The 13337-nt window shown below is 70.8% G+C and carries 16 protein-coding genes; 7 read left to right on the forward strand and 9 right to left on the reverse strand.

Translation table 11 applies throughout. The features are described 5' to 3' along the window. The first annotated feature begins 50 nt into the window (after window positions 1-50). The 3 genes from ACFZAM_RS01270 (at window position 51) to ACFZAM_RS01280 (ending at window position 2214) form a co-directional block, all read left to right on the forward strand. The gene (locus tag ACFZAM_RS01270; protein ID WP_391041848.1) at window positions 51-899 is read left to right on the forward strand and encodes a helix-turn-helix domain-containing protein; all 849 of its coding nucleotides are present in this window, start codon (window positions 51-53) and stop codon (window positions 897-899) included. 148 nt (window positions 900-1047) lie between these two features. After that, entirely contained in the window at window positions 1048-1533 is a 486-nt protein-coding gene (locus ACFZAM_RS01275) for a GNAT family N-acetyltransferase (protein WP_391041850.1), read from the forward strand. Window positions 1534-1578: 45 nt separating this feature from the next. Further along, the gene (locus ACFZAM_RS01280; RefSeq protein WP_391041852.1) at window positions 1579-2214 is read left to right on the forward strand and encodes a TetR family transcriptional regulator; all 636 of its coding nucleotides are present in this window, start codon (window positions 1579-1581) and stop codon (window positions 2212-2214) included. A 7-nt stretch (window positions 2215-2221) separates the two neighbouring features. Here the strand turns inward: ACFZAM_RS01280 and ACFZAM_RS01285 are convergent, their stop codons facing one another. From ACFZAM_RS01285 to ACFZAM_RS01295, 3 genes are all read right to left on the reverse strand, one after another. Next, window positions 2222-2584, reverse strand: coding sequence for a hypothetical protein (locus ACFZAM_RS01285; protein WP_355339653.1), 363 nt, complete (start codon window positions 2582-2584; stop codon window positions 2222-2224). Window positions 2585-2680: 96 nt separating this feature from the next. Further along, window positions 2681-3142, reverse strand: a complete 462-nt coding sequence (locus ACFZAM_RS01290; protein ID WP_391041855.1) for an RbsD/FucU domain-containing protein — start codon at window positions 3140-3142, stop codon at window positions 2681-2683. A gap of 105 nt (window positions 3143-3247) precedes the next feature. Next, complete coding sequence (locus tag ACFZAM_RS01295) at window positions 3248-4084, reverse strand: chitosanase (RefSeq protein ID WP_355340133.1); 837 nt, start codon at window positions 4082-4084, stop codon at window positions 3248-3250. A gap of 231 nt (window positions 4085-4315) precedes the next feature. Here ACFZAM_RS01295 and ACFZAM_RS01300 point away from each other — a divergent pair, with 231 nt between their 5' ends. Together ACFZAM_RS01300 and ACFZAM_RS01305 are read left to right on the forward strand one after the other, a co-directional pair. Continuing rightward, entirely contained in the window at window positions 4316-4552 is a 237-nt protein-coding gene (locus tag ACFZAM_RS01300; RefSeq protein WP_355339648.1) for a DUF2277 domain-containing protein, read from the forward strand. A 32-nt stretch (window positions 4553-4584) separates the two neighbouring features. After that, window positions 4585-5025, forward strand: coding sequence for a PPOX class F420-dependent oxidoreductase (locus ACFZAM_RS01305; RefSeq protein WP_355339645.1), 441 nt, complete (start codon window positions 4585-4587; stop codon window positions 5023-5025). A gap of 478 nt (window positions 5026-5503) precedes the next feature. Here ACFZAM_RS01305 and ACFZAM_RS01310 read toward each other — a convergent pair whose 3' ends face one another. Together ACFZAM_RS01310 and ACFZAM_RS01315 are read right to left on the reverse strand one after the other, a co-directional pair. Further along, complete coding sequence (locus ACFZAM_RS01310; protein ID WP_391041857.1) at window positions 5504-6967, reverse strand: LCP family protein; 1464 nt, start codon at window positions 6965-6967, stop codon at window positions 5504-5506. A 318-nt stretch (window positions 6968-7285) separates the two neighbouring features. After that, on the reverse strand, window positions 7286-8152 hold the full coding sequence (locus ACFZAM_RS01315; RefSeq protein WP_355339639.1) for a helix-turn-helix transcriptional regulator: 867 nt from the start codon (window positions 8150-8152) through the stop codon (window positions 7286-7288). A gap of 181 nt (window positions 8153-8333) precedes the next feature. On the opposite strand from ACFZAM_RS01315, the gene ACFZAM_RS01320 reads away from it, so the two are divergent. Next, window positions 8334-8810, forward strand: coding sequence for an ATP-binding protein (locus ACFZAM_RS01320; RefSeq protein ID WP_355339636.1), 477 nt, complete (start codon window positions 8334-8336; stop codon window positions 8808-8810). Window positions 8811-8849: 39 nt separating this feature from the next. Here the strand turns inward: ACFZAM_RS01320 and ACFZAM_RS01325 are convergent, their stop codons facing one another. Next, window positions 8850-9086, reverse strand: a complete 237-nt coding sequence (locus ACFZAM_RS01325) for a DUF397 domain-containing protein (protein ID WP_355339633.1) — start codon at window positions 9084-9086, stop codon at window positions 8850-8852. A 256-nt stretch (window positions 9087-9342) separates the two neighbouring features. Between ACFZAM_RS01325 and metG the strand changes: the two genes are divergently transcribed. Continuing rightward, window positions 9343-11076 carry a methionine--tRNA ligase gene (gene metG / locus ACFZAM_RS01330; protein ID WP_355339630.1) on the forward strand — a complete coding sequence of 578 codons (1734 nt, stop codon included), beginning with the start codon at window positions 9343-9345 and terminating at the stop codon, window positions 11074-11076. A 31-nt stretch (window positions 11077-11107) separates the two neighbouring features. Here the strand turns inward: metG and ACFZAM_RS01335 are convergent, their stop codons facing one another. Genes ACFZAM_RS01335 through ACFZAM_RS01345 form a run of 3 tightly spaced genes read right to left on the reverse strand, consistent with a single transcriptional unit; the run spans window position 11108 to window position 13276 of the window. Then, complete coding sequence (locus ACFZAM_RS01335; RefSeq protein WP_391041861.1) at window positions 11108-11917, reverse strand: hypothetical protein; 810 nt, start codon at window positions 11915-11917, stop codon at window positions 11108-11110. A 29-nt stretch (window positions 11918-11946) separates the two neighbouring features. Then, window positions 11947-12771, reverse strand: a complete 825-nt coding sequence (locus tag ACFZAM_RS01340; RefSeq protein ID WP_391041863.1) for a hypothetical protein — start codon at window positions 12769-12771, stop codon at window positions 11947-11949. Next, window positions 12761-13276, reverse strand: a complete 516-nt coding sequence (locus tag ACFZAM_RS01345; protein ID WP_355339621.1) for a SigE family RNA polymerase sigma factor — start codon at window positions 13274-13276, stop codon at window positions 12761-12763. Before ACFZAM_RS01345 ends, ACFZAM_RS01340 begins: the two co-directional genes overlap by 11 nt. Between the last annotated feature and the right edge of the window lie 61 nt (window positions 13277-13337).

Here is a 13337-nt window from a genome sequence, read left to right on the forward strand (position 1 = left end):
GGGACTGCCGGTACCAGGACGGCGCGGGCCGCACGGTGCACAGTGGAACCATGGCGACCACGGAGTTCGGGCACACGGTACGGCGCTGGCGCGACCGGGTCTCCCCCGAGGCGGCCGGGCTGCCCGCCGGGGGCCACCGGCGGGCGGCCGGGCTGCGCCGCGAGGAGCTGGCCCTGCTCGCCGGGATCTCCGTCGACTACGTCACCCGGCTCGAACAGGGCCGCGCGGCCAACCCCTCCGAGCAGGTCGTCGAAGCGCTCGGCCGCGCGCTGCGGCTGACCACCGCCGAGCGCGAGCACCTCTTCCACGTCGCCGGACTCGTCCCTCCGGGGCAGGGCACCGTCCCCGCGTACATCACGCCGAGCGTGCAGCGCATGCTCGACCGGCTGACCGGGACGCCGGTCGCCGTCAGCGACGCCGCGTGGACGCTGCTGCTGGCCAACCCCCTGTACGTGGCCCTGATGGGGCAGCAGCAGGGCAACGACCGCAACGCGATCTGGCGCAATTTCCTCGGCTCCGGCTCCCGGGTCCGCCACACCCCCGAGTCGCTGCGGCTGCTGGAGATCTCCCAGGTCGCCCAGTTGCGCGCCACCGCCAACCGCTACCCCGCCGACCAGCGCCTGCGCCGCCTGGTCGCCGAGCTGCGCGCCCGCAGCCCGCGCTTCGCCGAGCTGTGGGAATCCGGCGAGGTCACCCGGCACGACGCCTCCCGCAAGACGATCGACCACCCGGTGGTCGGCCCGCTGACCCTGGACTGCGACATCCTCAGCGTCGCCGGAAGCGATCTGCGGATCATGGTCTACACCGCCGAGCCCGGCACCGAGGACGCCGAACGCCTCACCCTGCTCGGCGTCGTCGGCACCCAGGCGCTCAGCCCCGTCGGGACCCCCGGCACCTGACCCGCGCCTCCGTACGCCTCGCGGAAGACGGCGCGGACGACTCTCCCGAGCCCTGCTGCCGGGGCGGTGGCCCCGCGGTCTGCCGCCGGGGCGGTGGCGCGAGGGGGGCCGGGGCGGGGCGGCGCGGGCGCTCGCGGATACTTGGGGGATGCGGACGAATGGGGCGGTACAGAGCGCTGACCTGCGGTGGGCGCTGCGCGCGGCCGTCGCGGGGGACGTGGAGCCGATAGCCGAGCTGCGGGCCGTCGTGATGCGGGCGGATCTGGAACGGCTCGGGCGGTACGACGGGCACCGGGTACGGCAGCGGCTGCGGGACTCGTTCTCGACGCGGTACACCTCGGTCGTCACCGTCGAGGGGGACTTCGCCGGGTGCGTGACGCTGCGGCCCGCCGAGACCGGCGGCGCTCTGCTCGAACACTTCTATCTGGAACCCCGTTACCAGGGGCGCGGGTTGGGCTCGGCCGTGCTGCGGGAACTGCTGGGCCGCGCCGACGCGCGCGGCGAGGACGTACGGCTGAACGTCCTCCAGGGCAGCGCCGCCCGGCGGCTCTACGAACGGTGGGGCTTCGTCCTGGAGACGGAGGACGCGGTCGACGTGTTCATGGTGCGCCCCTCGCCGGTCATGAACGCCTGAGGTTACGGCGATTCACCTTGTGGTGACGGGTGTTAACCTGCGGATATGACGCCTCCCGCCGAGCGCACCGCACCGGCCCGCCGCAGTGGACAGCACCACGGCGACCTCCGCAACGCCCTGGAGCGGGCCGCCCTCGGCCTCGTCGCCGAGCGCGGGCCGCACGGCTTCACGCTCGCGGAGGCCAGTCGGCGGGCGGGGGTCAGCGCGGCGGCGCCGTACAAGCACTTCGCCGACCGGGACGCGCTGCTGGCGGCGCTGGCCGAGCGCGGGTACCGCGAGCAGCACCGCCGGTTCTCGGCCGCCGTCCGTCAATCCGCGGACCCGGTCGAGCAGTTGGCGGACTTCGCCGCCGCCTACGTCCGGTTCGCGGTGGAGGAACGGGCCCTGTTCGACATCACGTTCAGCGCGGGACTCGACAAGTCCCGCTATTCGAGCCTGGCTTCGGCGGGCGACCAGGTGCTGACCGCCGTGCTCCCGACGGCCCGCCGCCTCACCTCGGGCGACCGCGCGGTGGAGTTGATACTGGACGTCTCCTCGGCCGCGCACGGCCTGGTCCTCTTCCTCGCGGAGGGTCTGCTCGGCCCGGCGCCGGACGCCGTCGCCCGCGCGGAGTCCCGCGCCGCGCGCACCGCCCGCGCCCTGGCCCGCGCGCTGCCGACCGTCACGCGGGAGCCGCGCTGACGCGTCGTCAGAGGTCGGTGATCTCCTGGGCGTAGAGCGTGGTGAGCGGCTGCGGACCCACGTACTGCTGGCAGTTGCACGTGCCCGGCTCGTAGTGCGTGGGCTTCTTGTCCGCGTCCCAGGCCGTGGGGACCTCGACGGTCTCGTGGCAGCGGCCGGACTTGTCGTGCTTGGCCAGGTGGTGGGTGCAGCCGCAGACCGGCTCGGGGCCGCGCCCCGCCGCCTCCAGCTCGCGGCGCTCCTTGCGGTCCGCCTCAAGGCGCTCCATCGTGCGCTCGTGCCGGGTGCGCAGCGCGGTGCGGACGGTGTCGGCGATCGAGGTGAAACCGCCGACCGCGAAGAGGGCGATCACCCACCAGAGCCAGTTCATACGGAAGGAACCCCCGTGTCGAGCGTGCACAGCGTGTGGGCCCCAGCGTAAGCCGCCACCCGGCCGGGACGGCAGGGGGCGAAGGCCGTCCGCCGCTCAGCGGTCCTCCGACCGCACTCCGATCGTGAGCAGCAGATTGGCGTACGTACGCCGGTCGCCGGTGGCCACCACGAGGGCGGTGTCGGGGCCGCGGGCCGCGTCGTAGAAGGCGAAGCGGTCGAGGCCGTCGAGGGTGAGGCCGGGGAGGGCGGCACGGAACTCCGCGAAGATCTCCGGCGCGGAAAGGTCGGAAGTGTCGGACGTCTCGGAAGTGTCGTCACGGTCAGGCGGCGGGGTCATGACGGCCGCCGCCTCGATCGGGATCGCGTCGACCAGGGCGTCCAGTACCTCGGTGACCAGCAGCCGGTCGGGGCTGAGGTTGAGGTAGACGCGCTCGGCGGCCGGGTTGGCGCCCGTGGTGTGCGGATAGTGGCCGTCGCTGATCAGGACGCGGGAGCCGTGGCCCGCGGCGGCGAGCGCGGCGAGGATCGCGGGGTGGGTCAGTCCGTAGCGCAGCATGGGCGGCGGCTCCTTCGATACATCCGATCTCTGCATCCGACCCCGGGAGCGTACCCGGCCCGCCGACACAAGGGTCGGCGGGCCGGGGGCGGGAAGCGTCGGGCGCTACGGAAGCGTCAGGATCTGGTACGAGTCCCCGTACGTCTTCCACTTCAGCGGCGGGTCCAGGTTGAGGTTGCCCGCGTTGAGGAAGACGCGCTGCTCGGTGTCGACGCGGCTGGTGTCGTCGTGGGCGTCCTCGGTCTTCATCGCGGCCTTGCGGGCGTCGAGGAAGGCGTTGAGGTACGTGGTCTCGTTGCCGCCCTGGGCCGGGGTCTTGGCCTTCTTCATGGCGGTCTTGCGGATGCCGCCGAAGCTGACGGAGTCGTCGCCGGGGCCGTGCATCACGATGGCGTCGTAGTAGATGAACTGGCCGAGGGTGCCGAGGCCGTCCGTCTTGGCCTGGTTGACCGACGGGTTGAAGTAGACGCGGTCGCGCTCGTCGTTCTGCGCGGTCTGGAAGACGGTGTCCTTGGCGGCGGTCTTCCACGCGCTCACGAAGGCCGAGCCGAGGCCGGAGTGCGAGTCGGAGCCGTTGACGCTCTCCAGCGCGGGGAGGTACTTGGCCAGGACGTTGCCGGGCTTGAGGTCGTTGTAGTGCTTGACCAGGTCCAGCATGTCGCCGGTGCCGGAACAGAAGCCGATGATGCCCGCGGTGTAGCCGCGGCCGTCGCCGATGTCCTCGATGTACTTGTACTGGGCCTTCCAGTCCAGCGAGGAGTTCTCCGCGCTGGAGACCAGCTCCATCGCGATTTCCTTCTTGTGCGGGTCGGCGAGACCGGCTGCCGCCGCCTTGGGCGCGACGGCGGCGGCGTGCGCGCCGGGCGCGGTGGCCGCGTTGCCCGCCGTGGCCAGGGCCAGCGAGGCGCCGCCGCCCGCCAGTACGCCGACGGCGGCGATCATGGCTATCCGGCGGCTGGGGCGCCGGTTCGAGCGGTGCGAGTGGGGGGATCGGTGCACGTGCGTCTCCGTTTCCGGCCGTCGGAGGAACGGCCAACTGCGGGGGCCTGCTGTGCAGTTAGGAAAGGTTCCTAACCAATGGAGAGCATTGAAGCACTGCGACGGCCGCACGCCAAGGGGCCGCCGCGACCGAGTTCGGGTCGCGATGTCGTACCCCCGCGCGACACTGGAGGCATGTGCAGAAGCATCAAGACCCTGCGACCGCCGATGACGCCCGATCCGGACGAGGACGACATCGAAGCGGCGGCGCTCCAGTACGTCCGCAAGATCTCCGGTTTCCGTGCGCCCGCCGCGCACAACCGGGAGGTCTTCGACGCCGCCGTGGCCGCCGTCGCCGCGGCCACCGCCGACCTCCTCGACGGCCTGGAGGTACGCGGCGCCGCCGCCCGCGCCCACGGCGGGGCGGCCTGACCCCCGGACCCGCCCGGCCCTAACCTGACCCCATGCAGCACATGACCGAGGCCGAATGGCGCGCCTTCGCCTCCACCGGTACCCGCACGGGGAAGCTCGCCGTCCAGCGCAAGGACGGCGGTCCCCACGTCACGCCCGTCTGGTTCCTGCTCGACGACACCGACCCCTCCGACATCCGCGTCGTCTTCAACACCGGCAGCGACTCGCTCAAGGGCAAGGCCCTGCGCCGCGACGCCCGCTTCGCGCTCTGCGTGGACGATCAGGAGCCGCCCTACTCCTACGTCCTCTTCGAGTGCACCGCCGAGCTCGTCGAGGACCCCGCCGCCCTGCTTCACTGGTCCACCAAGATCGGTTCCCGCTACATGGGCTCCGCCCGGGGGGCCGAATTCGGTGCCCGCAACGCCGTTCCCGGTGAATATCTCGTCCGTGGCCGCATCAACCGTGTCACGGCCCAAGCCGCCGTAGCCGACTAGCCCCCGGGCCCCGCCCCCACCCAGGACGGTGAGCCGATCTTTCCCGGGCCCCGCCCCCGTCCCCGCACCTGGCCCGGACGGTGGGCCGATCTTTCCCGGGGCGCCGCCCCGGCCCCCGCACCTGGCCGGGACGGTGGGCCGGATCTTTTCCGGGGCCCGGCCCCCGTGCCCGCACCTGGCCCGGACGGTGGGCCGATCTTTTTAGGGGCGCGGGGAACTGCGCGACCAGCCCCCACCGGGCTTTCAGCCCGAAAACAACCGCATCTGCCCCACTGGGGCCGGTTTTCACGGCGCACCACCGCCGTGGCTGAGCGCGCAGTTCCCCGCGCCCCTAAAAAATCGGCGTGCCGACCAGCGCAAAGGAACCGCCCAGGGGCCGCGCCCCTAAAAAAATCGGCGTGCCGACCAGCGCAGAGGAACCGCCCAGGGGTCGGGCCCCTGGAAGAGCGCCCCTGCCCGGGAGGGGCCCGGCGGGGGGCTAGCCGTAGGAGAGTTTTTTGCAGGGGTCGGTGTCCGCGGCGCGAGCCTGCTGCGTGAGATTGGTCGGCAACGGCTTCGGCTTGCTCGCCGCCGAGGCGAAATCCTGGCCGACGACGAGATTGATGCCCGAGATGGCGAGCGGAGCGAGCTCCGCGCCGGGAAAGAGCTTGGCGAGCTCGGTGGCGTGCGCCTTGTCGGCGGGCCCGTACTCGATACGGGTGGTGGCGTGGTCCTGGGACTTGGCGGTGGAGGTCCCGGTGACGGTGTAGCCGGAGCCCTTGAGCTTGTCGGCGGCCTTGCCGCCGAGCCCGTCCACGGTGGTGCCGTTGAAGACGCCGACCGAGACGCCGGTGCCGTCGACCGTGGCGGCGGGCGTCGGGGAGGCCGTCGACTTCGGCTTGCCCGAGGCGTCGACGCCTTCCAGGGTCCGGTTGGCCCGCAGCTCCGCGAAGAGGTCGTCCACGTCGGGGTGGACGAGGTCGATGCGCGGCCCGTCGTACTTCCACGGCGCGGTGATGAACTGGATGTTCTTGAGGTCGATGTTCTTCAGCGACAGCCCGAAGGACATCAGCTTGGTGGCGCTGCCGAGCCCCGGGTCCACGGTGAGCGACTTGGTGGCGGCGTCGGCCAGCGGCAGCAGCGTCGTCGGGTTCATGCCCTGCCCCTTGATCTTGGCGATCAGGGCGGACAGGAACGCCTGCTGCCGCAGCATGCGGCCGACGTCGGAGTTGTCGCCGACCCCGTGCCGTACGCGGACGTAGTCCAGTGCCTGCTGGCCCTGGAGATTCTGCATGCCCGCGTCGAGGACGACCTTGCCCTTGCTGCCGCGGTTGGGGTTCATGTCCCCCTGGTAGATCTTGTTCGGCACGCAGACCTCGACGCCGTGCACGGCGGAGGTCATGGACGCGAAGCCCTCGAAGTCGACCACCATGGTGTGGTCCACGCGCAGCCCGGACAGCTTCTCGATGGTGTTCTGCGTACACGCCGGATTGCCCTTGGCCGTGTCGCCCATCGAGAACGCCGAGTTGAACTGCGCCCTGGGCTGGTCCGGCGACCACTTGCCGTCGGGCAGCAGGCACGGGGGTATGTCGACCATCGAGTCACGCGGTACGGAGATGCCCACCGCGTGTTTGTGGTCGGGGTAGACGTGCAGCAGGATCGTGGTGTCCGAGCGGCCGATGTCGCCGGAGGCGGAGCCGCCCAGCTTGCCGTTCGCGCCGGAGCGGGTGTCGGAGCCGATCAGCAGGACGTTGACGGCGGTGTGGCCGTTGGCGTCCGCGGGCCCGGCCTTGGGCCGGTTCTTGCTCAGCCCCGCCGAGTCGAACGTCGAGATATTGGCGTTGAGCTTCAGGTAGATCGCGCCGGCGCCGCCGGCCAGCAGCACCACGAAGGCGACGGATATCGCGATGATCCAGCGCTTGCGACTGCGCTTGGGTTCTCGCTTGCGCCCACGAACGCCCATTCCCACACCTTCAGTCCGGTGGCTCGCACGCACACGACGAAGCCCCAACGTTTACCACTTGAACCATCCCGCTCGTATGACGCGCGTCACACCGGCTCCGCCTCGGGGGAATTGCCCGGCGAGACACTGTACGTGGTGCGCATTTCGGTAATCGTCAATGCGGGGAGGGTGACGGAATCGGGAGCGGAAGCTCCGCATCCGCGGCTGTCCGTGGCGCGGCGCGCACGCGAAGGGCTCGGGGCGCACGCAAAGGGCCGGGGCGCACGCGAAGGGCCGGCTCCCGCCGTCATCGGCGGAAGTCGGCCCCGGGCGCACGACTCACAGTTCGCGCTGGAAGGAGTTCAGCCAGTCCAGGGAAGCGGTGGGCGTCAGCGCGACATCACTCAGCGCGTTCATCGCCTTCTGGTACTCGACCACTTCGTCGGGCTTGTCGATGTAGAGCGCCCCGGTGAGCTGCTCCAGGTAGACCAGGTCCGGCAGATCGGACTCCGGGAAGCTCAGCAGCGTGAAGGCGCCGCCGCCCGCCGCGTGCCCGCCCGTGGCGAACGGCAGGATGCGGACGTCGACGTTGGGCCGCTCGGCGGCTTCCAGGATGTGCCGCACCTGGTCGATCATCACCTGCCGGCCGCCGAACGGACGGCGCAGCGCGCCCTCGTCCATGACGGCGACGAAGTGGGGCGCCTGCTCGGAGACGAGAAGCTTTTGCCGCTCCAGGCGTAGACCGACTCGTCTTTCCACCCAGGGCACGGCTGCCTCGGGGTGACCAAGCCGGATCACCGATCTTATGTAGTCCTCGGTCTGCAACAGGCCGTGCACGAACTGCACTTCGAAGGTGCGGATCAGCGCGGCCGACTCCTCCAGGCCCACGTACGTCTGGAACCACGTCGGCATGACCTCGCCGTATCCGTGCCACCAGCCGGCCGCGTTGGCCTCGCGGACCAGGCCCAGCATGGCCGCCCGCTCGGCTTCGTCCGTGACCTCGTAGAGGGTCAGCAGATCGGCGACGTCACGCTCCTTGAAACTGACTCTTCCCAGCTCCATGCGGCTGATCTTCGATTCGGAGGCCCGGATCGAGTAGCCCGCCAGCTCGCGGGTGATGCCCTTGGACTCACGCAGCCGCCGCAGCTGCGCTCCGAGCAGCATTCGTCGCACGATGGACCCGCCTCCCGGCTGCCCTGCGCTCATAGGTCACGCTCCGCCCTTGGTTCATCAGCAGTCTGCCACTAACGGACTGCGCGGTGTACCCGTTCGGTCACTCTCCACCGACACGTGCATCAATTCCTTGCAGATGCACGTGCAGACGCTCTTGCATCGGAGGGTGCTGATCCATGAGCATGGTGGACGTGCAGATACCCCGGGGGCACGTATGAAGGCAGAGGCAGTCGCCGTGCTGGAGCCGTTATGGCAGGGAGTGCTCGCGCCTGAGCGCGTGGCCTCGGGTAACGGAGCCACCTGTGAGCTGCCCGCCGCCCTGGAGTCAGTGGGTGAGGCACGTCACTTCACGCGCGCGACGCTCCAACGATGGGATCTGTCCACGCTCCGCGACTCGGTCGAACTGGTCGCGTCCGAGCTGGTGACCAACGCGCTGCGGTACGCGGTGCCGATCGGCGCGCCCGGCGCCCCGGTACGGCTGAGCCTGGTGCGCTGGACCTCGCGCGTGGTGTGTGCGGTGCGTGACCCCAGCGGGGTGGCGCCCGTCGCCAAGGACCCTGATTTCGTGGCCGAGACCGGCCGCGGACTTCATCTGGTGGACTCGTTCAGCGAGAACTGGGGATGGCACCCGCTGAGCGGCACGGGAAAGGTCGTCTGGGCGCTTTTTCTCACACCGGGCGGACCCTGTTAGTTCCGCCGGTTCCACGCGGGTCGCGGCGCAACCGGCGCATTACGGGACCAGGTGGTCGAATTCACCGGCTTTCACGCCGATGATCATCGATTCGATCTCCGCACGTGTGTATATCAGCGCCGGACCCTCGGGGAAGCGCGAATTCCGTACGGCGACCTCGCCGTCGGGCAGGGCGGCGAACTCGACGCACGTTCCATTGGCATTACTGTGACGGCTCTTCTGCCAGACCACTCCACGTAGGTCTTCTGCAGCCATTCCGTTGTGCGTCCGGCGCATCAGCCACTCCCCATAAGTGCCATGTCTGGTACGGCAGATCATAACTCGTTGGGCAGGCACGTGCATGTGCACGTGCATGTGCACGTGCAGTCACTCGCTGTGATCTTCAGGGCTCGACCCCCCGGGGCTGTTCACAGCCCTTCACAGCCCGGCTACCCGGAAAAGGGGCGGCGGATGCCCCCCGGTCGTCCGATACGATATTGACCGTCCGTAGAGGAATTACTCACTCCCCGCAACGAATTGGGAGCAGCCCGCAATGGCGCGTCACCTCATCACCTCAGCCCTCCCCTATATCAACGGGATCAAGCATCTGGGCAACATGGTGGGGTCCATGCTCCCGGCCGACGTCTACTCGCGGTATCTGCGGCAGCGCGGCCACGACGTCCTCTACATCTGCGCCACCGACGAGCACGGCACCCCCGCCGAGCTGGCCGCCAAGGAGGCGGGCCTGCCGGTCGACGTCTTCTGCGGCCAGGCACACCTCGCGCAGAAGGCGATCTACGACGGCTTCGAGCTGTCCTTCGACCACTTCGGCCGCAGCTCCTCGGCGGAGAACCGCGACATCACCCAGCACTTCGCGCGCAGGCTCAACGAGAACGGCTTCATCGAGGAGCGGGCCGTCCGGCAGGTCTACTCGCTCGCCGACGAACGCTTCCTGCCCGACCGCTACATCGTCGGCACGTGCCCGTACTGCGGGTACGACAAGGCCCGCGGCGACCAGTGCGAGAACTGCACGCGGGTGCTCGACCCGACCGACCTCATCGACGCGCGCTCCGCGATCAGCGGCAGCAGCGCGCTGGAGGTCCGCGAGACCAAGCACCTGTTCCTCCTCCAGTCCAAGCTCGCCGGCGAGGTCGAGGCGTGGATCGACGCGAACGGCGCCGACTGGCCCACCCTGGCCTCGTCCATCGCGCGGAAATGGCTCACCGAGGGACTCCAGGACCGGGCGATCACCCGTGACCTGGATTGGGGCGTTCCCGTACCGGCCGACACCTGGCCGGAGCTGGCCGCGGACGGAAAGGTGTTCTACGTCTGGTTCGACGCACCCATCGAGTACATCGGTTCCACCAAGGAGTGGGCCGACGCCGCGTCCGAGGGTGAAGTACGGGACTGGAAGTCGTGGTGGTACGAGGCCGACGACACGGTCCGTTACACCGAGTTCATGGCCAAGGACAATGTGCCCTTCCACACCGTGATGTTCCCGGCGACCCAACTGGGCACCCGTGAACCGTGGAAGAAGGTCGACTACGTCAAGGCTTTCAACTGGCTGAACTACTACGGCGGCAAGTTCTCCACCTCGCAGCGCCGCGGTGTCTTCACCGACGCCGCCCTCGAGTTGCTGCCCGCCGACTACTGGCGCTACTTCCTCATCGCGAACGCGCCGGAGTCCGACGACACCTCCTTCACCTGGGAGCTGTTCGCGGCGGGCGTCAACAAGGACCTCGCCGACACCCTCGGCAATTTCGTCAACCGCGTCCTGTCCTTCTCGCGCAAGCGATTCGGCGACGAAGTGCCCGCGGGTTCGGCGGCCGGCGCCGCCGAGGCGAAGCTCGGCGAGCAGATCGCCGCGCTGCTCGCCGAATACGAGGGCCACATGGAGACGCTGCAATTCCGCAAGGCCGCGCAGTCGTTGCGGGCGCTGTGGAGTGCGGGCAACTCCTACCTGGAGGAGAAGGCCCCCTGGATGGAGATCAAGACCGACCAGGACGGCGCCGCGCTCACGCTGCGTACCGCGATGAATCTCATCCACCTCTACGCGGTGGTGTCCGAGCCGTTCATCCCGGCCTCGGCCGCCGCCATGCGGGCCGCCTTCGCGCTGCCCGCCGACGACGCCCGCTGGGTCACCGCCGACGAGGCCCGCGCGCTGGACTCGGTGCCCGCGGGCACCCCCTTCACGGTGCCGCCGGTGCTCTTCGCGAAGATCTCCGACGAGGACCTGGCGTCGTACATCGAGCGGTTCGGCGGCGACCCGGACGCGCCGGCCGCCTGAGGAACGCGATCGGGGCCGTGCGTACGGCCGTTCAGCGCGCCAGCGCGGCCCCGTCGCCCATCACCACCACCGGGTGCAGCTTCGGGTCCAGGGTGCGCAGCAGCGTCCGCATGGCCTGCTGCGGCAGCGAGACACAGCCCTGGGTCGGGCCGCCGTGGTCCACGTGCAGCCAGATGCCGCCGCCGCGCGAGGCGCCCAGCGGACGCGTCCAGTCGCGCGGTGACGTGCCGGGCAGGTGGTTGTAGTTGATGGCGATGACGTAGTCGAAGGAGCCCGCCAGCGGCTCGCCCCTGAAGCCGGTGCCGGAGACGCTGAAGCCGATCGGCGCGTGGTCGTAGGGGAGTTCGGTGCCGGGGTCGGGGAGGTGGCCGCCCGCGTCGGTGAGGCCGAAGACGCCGATCGGTGAGCGCAGATCGCCGGTGCGGTGCGTGTCGGTCCAGCCGCGCAGCGCGTTGTGCGCGGCCCACACCGGACCCGAGGGCCGCCAACCGGCCGTGTTCTCGCGGGTGTAGAAGGTGACCTTCGCGTCGGGCGAGTCGGGGCCGGCGCCGGTGACCAGGACGGCCTGCCGCGCGTCGGCGGGGATCTGCGAGCGCGTCTTCGGCCCCAGGCCCGGCAGTTGGGCGGGCGGCGCGGGTGTCGTGCGCACCGGCTCGGGCGCGGACCTGCCCGCCCGGCCCGCGGGACCGCTCACCACCGTGCTCAGCGGCCCCTCGTCGCCGACCTTCGACGCCCGCACGCCCGTGCCACCGGCCACGCAGCCGGACACCAGCGGGGCGGCGGCCAGCGCGGTCAGGACGGCGGCGGCCAGGAGACGGCGGGGGCGGCGGGTGGTGCGCATGACGTGGCGGGGGCCTTTCACGGGAGCCTTCACGAGAAGACGGCGTTCTTCAGCGCGTCGTTGATCTGGGACTGCTGCGCGTCGGTGGCGTCGGCCAGGCACACCGAGACCTCGATCAGGACGTCGGAGCCGGACGCGTCGGTGAGCAGGGCCTTGGTCTGCGCGGTGCCGCCGACCGCCCGGCAGGCGCTGACGACGACGGACGAGGTCACCGGGTGGCCGTCGGCGTTGAGCTTGTCCACCGTCGTCTTGCTGTGCCGGAGCGTCAGCATCATCAGCGCCCCGCCGCGGGTCAGGGTGCGGACCAGCGGGGTGCAGAAGCCGTCCAGCGGCTTGACGCAGCCGTCGGTGGGCAGGCCGAGCGCCTGCGAGGAGGCGAAGACGTCACCCGTCTTGGGCGCGACGACCGTCGTCCAGCCGGGCGGCAACCGCAGGTCGAGACCGGCCAGTTCGGGGAAGTGGTACGTGACCGCCGCCGACGCGGCGGACGCCGACTCGGTCGCGCGGGTGGTCTGTCCGGGGCTCGGGGTCGGGCTCGGACCGCTGTCCACCGGGCCGGTCGCCGTCGGAGCGCTCGCCGTCGGGCCGCCGCTGCCGGACGCGGGCGGCGCGAGCGAGGTGACGACGGCGGGCGGCGCCGGGGCGCTCGCCGCGCCGCCGAGACCGGGCAGCACCGTCCCGGCCGCCGCGACCGCCACCACGACGGTGGCGGACATCCCGACCGCGCGGCGCCTGCGACGGCGCAGCGCACGCTCCTTGACCCGCTCCAACCGCTGTACGGGGGCGGGCAGTTGGGGCACCGCGCGCTCCAGCAAGTCGCGCAGCTCGTCCTCCGCGAAACGCTCATCCGGCATGGTGTTCACCTCCGACGCCCGTGTCGACCGCTTCGGGCAGCCGTCCGCGCAGCGCCCGCAGCGCCTTGGACGCCTGGCTCTTGACGGTGCCCTCCGTGCAGCCGAGGACATCCGCGGTGTCGGCCACGCTCAGGTCCTCGAAGTAGCGCAGCACGACCACCGCGCGCTGGCGTACCGGCAGTTCCCGTATCGCCGCGGCCAGCGCCTGCTCCAGGTCCACGTCCCCGTACGGGTCCGCCGGCTGCGGGCGGTCGGGCAGCTCGCCGTGCGGCACCTCGCCGCGCCAGCGCCGCCGCCACCACGAGGCGTGGGTGTGCACCAGCGCCTTGCGTACGTACGCCTCCGGGCTGTCGCCCGCGATCCGGTGCCACTTCGGCCACACCCTGGCCAGCACCGTCTGGAGCAGGTCCTCTGCGAGGTGCGGGTCGCCGGTCAGCAGCCACGCGACCCGCAGCAGTCTGGGGCCGCGGGCCGCCACGAACTCCTCGAAACCGGGGTGCGACACCGTTGTTCCTCTCCACACCCCTTCAACGCGGTGACCCGCCTCCGGGGTTGCCCCCCGGCTC

This window comes from Streptomyces sp. NPDC008079, assembly GCF_042957385.1.
In the GTDB taxonomy this organism is placed as follows: domain Bacteria; phylum Actinomycetota; class Actinomycetes; order Streptomycetales; family Streptomycetaceae; genus Actinacidiphila.

Coding starts and splice junctions, on each gene's coding strand:
- ACFZAM_RS01270 (WP_391041848.1), top strand. CDS start 51: ATGGCGACCACGGAGTTCGGGCACACGGTACGGCGCTGGCGCGACCGG.
- ACFZAM_RS01275 (WP_391041850.1), top strand. CDS start 1,048: ATGCGGACGAATGGGGCGGTACAGAGCGCTGACCTGCGGTGGGCGCTG.
- ACFZAM_RS01280 (WP_391041852.1), top strand. CDS start 1,579: ATGACGCCTCCCGCCGAGCGCACCGCACCGGCCCGCCGCAGTGGACAG.
- ACFZAM_RS01285 (WP_355339653.1), bottom strand. CDS start 2,584: ATGAACTGGCTCTGGTGGGTGATCGCCCTCTTCGCGGTCGGCGGTTTC.
- ACFZAM_RS01290 (WP_391041855.1), bottom strand. CDS start 3,142: ATGCTGCGCTACGGACTGACCCACCCCGCGATCCTCGCCGCGCTCGCC.
- ACFZAM_RS01295 (WP_355340133.1), bottom strand. CDS start 4,084: ATGATCGCCGCCGTCGGCGTACTGGCGGGCGGCGGCGCCTCGCTGGCC.
- ACFZAM_RS01300 (WP_355339648.1), top strand. CDS start 4,316: ATGTGCAGAAGCATCAAGACCCTGCGACCGCCGATGACGCCCGATCCG.
- ACFZAM_RS01305 (WP_355339645.1), top strand. CDS start 4,585: ATGCAGCACATGACCGAGGCCGAATGGCGCGCCTTCGCCTCCACCGGT.
- ACFZAM_RS01310 (WP_391041857.1), bottom strand. CDS start 6,967: ATGGGCGTTCGTGGGCGCAAGCGAGAACCCAAGCGCAGTCGCAAGCGC.
- ACFZAM_RS01315 (WP_355339639.1), bottom strand. CDS start 8,152: ATGAGCGCAGGGCAGCCGGGAGGCGGGTCCATCGTGCGACGAATGCTG.
- ACFZAM_RS01320 (WP_355339636.1), top strand. CDS start 8,334: ATGAAGGCAGAGGCAGTCGCCGTGCTGGAGCCGTTATGGCAGGGAGTG.
- ACFZAM_RS01325 (WP_355339633.1), bottom strand. CDS start 9,086: ATGCGCCGGACGCACAACGGAATGGCTGCAGAAGACCTACGTGGAGTG.
- metG (WP_355339630.1), top strand. CDS start 9,343: ATGGCGCGTCACCTCATCACCTCAGCCCTCCCCTATATCAACGGGATC.
- ACFZAM_RS01335 (WP_391041861.1), bottom strand. CDS start 11,917: ATGCGCACCACCCGCCGCCCCCGCCGTCTCCTGGCCGCCGCCGTCCTG.
- ACFZAM_RS01340 (WP_391041863.1), bottom strand. CDS start 12,771: ATGCCGGATGAGCGTTTCGCGGAGGACGAGCTGCGCGACTTGCTGGAG.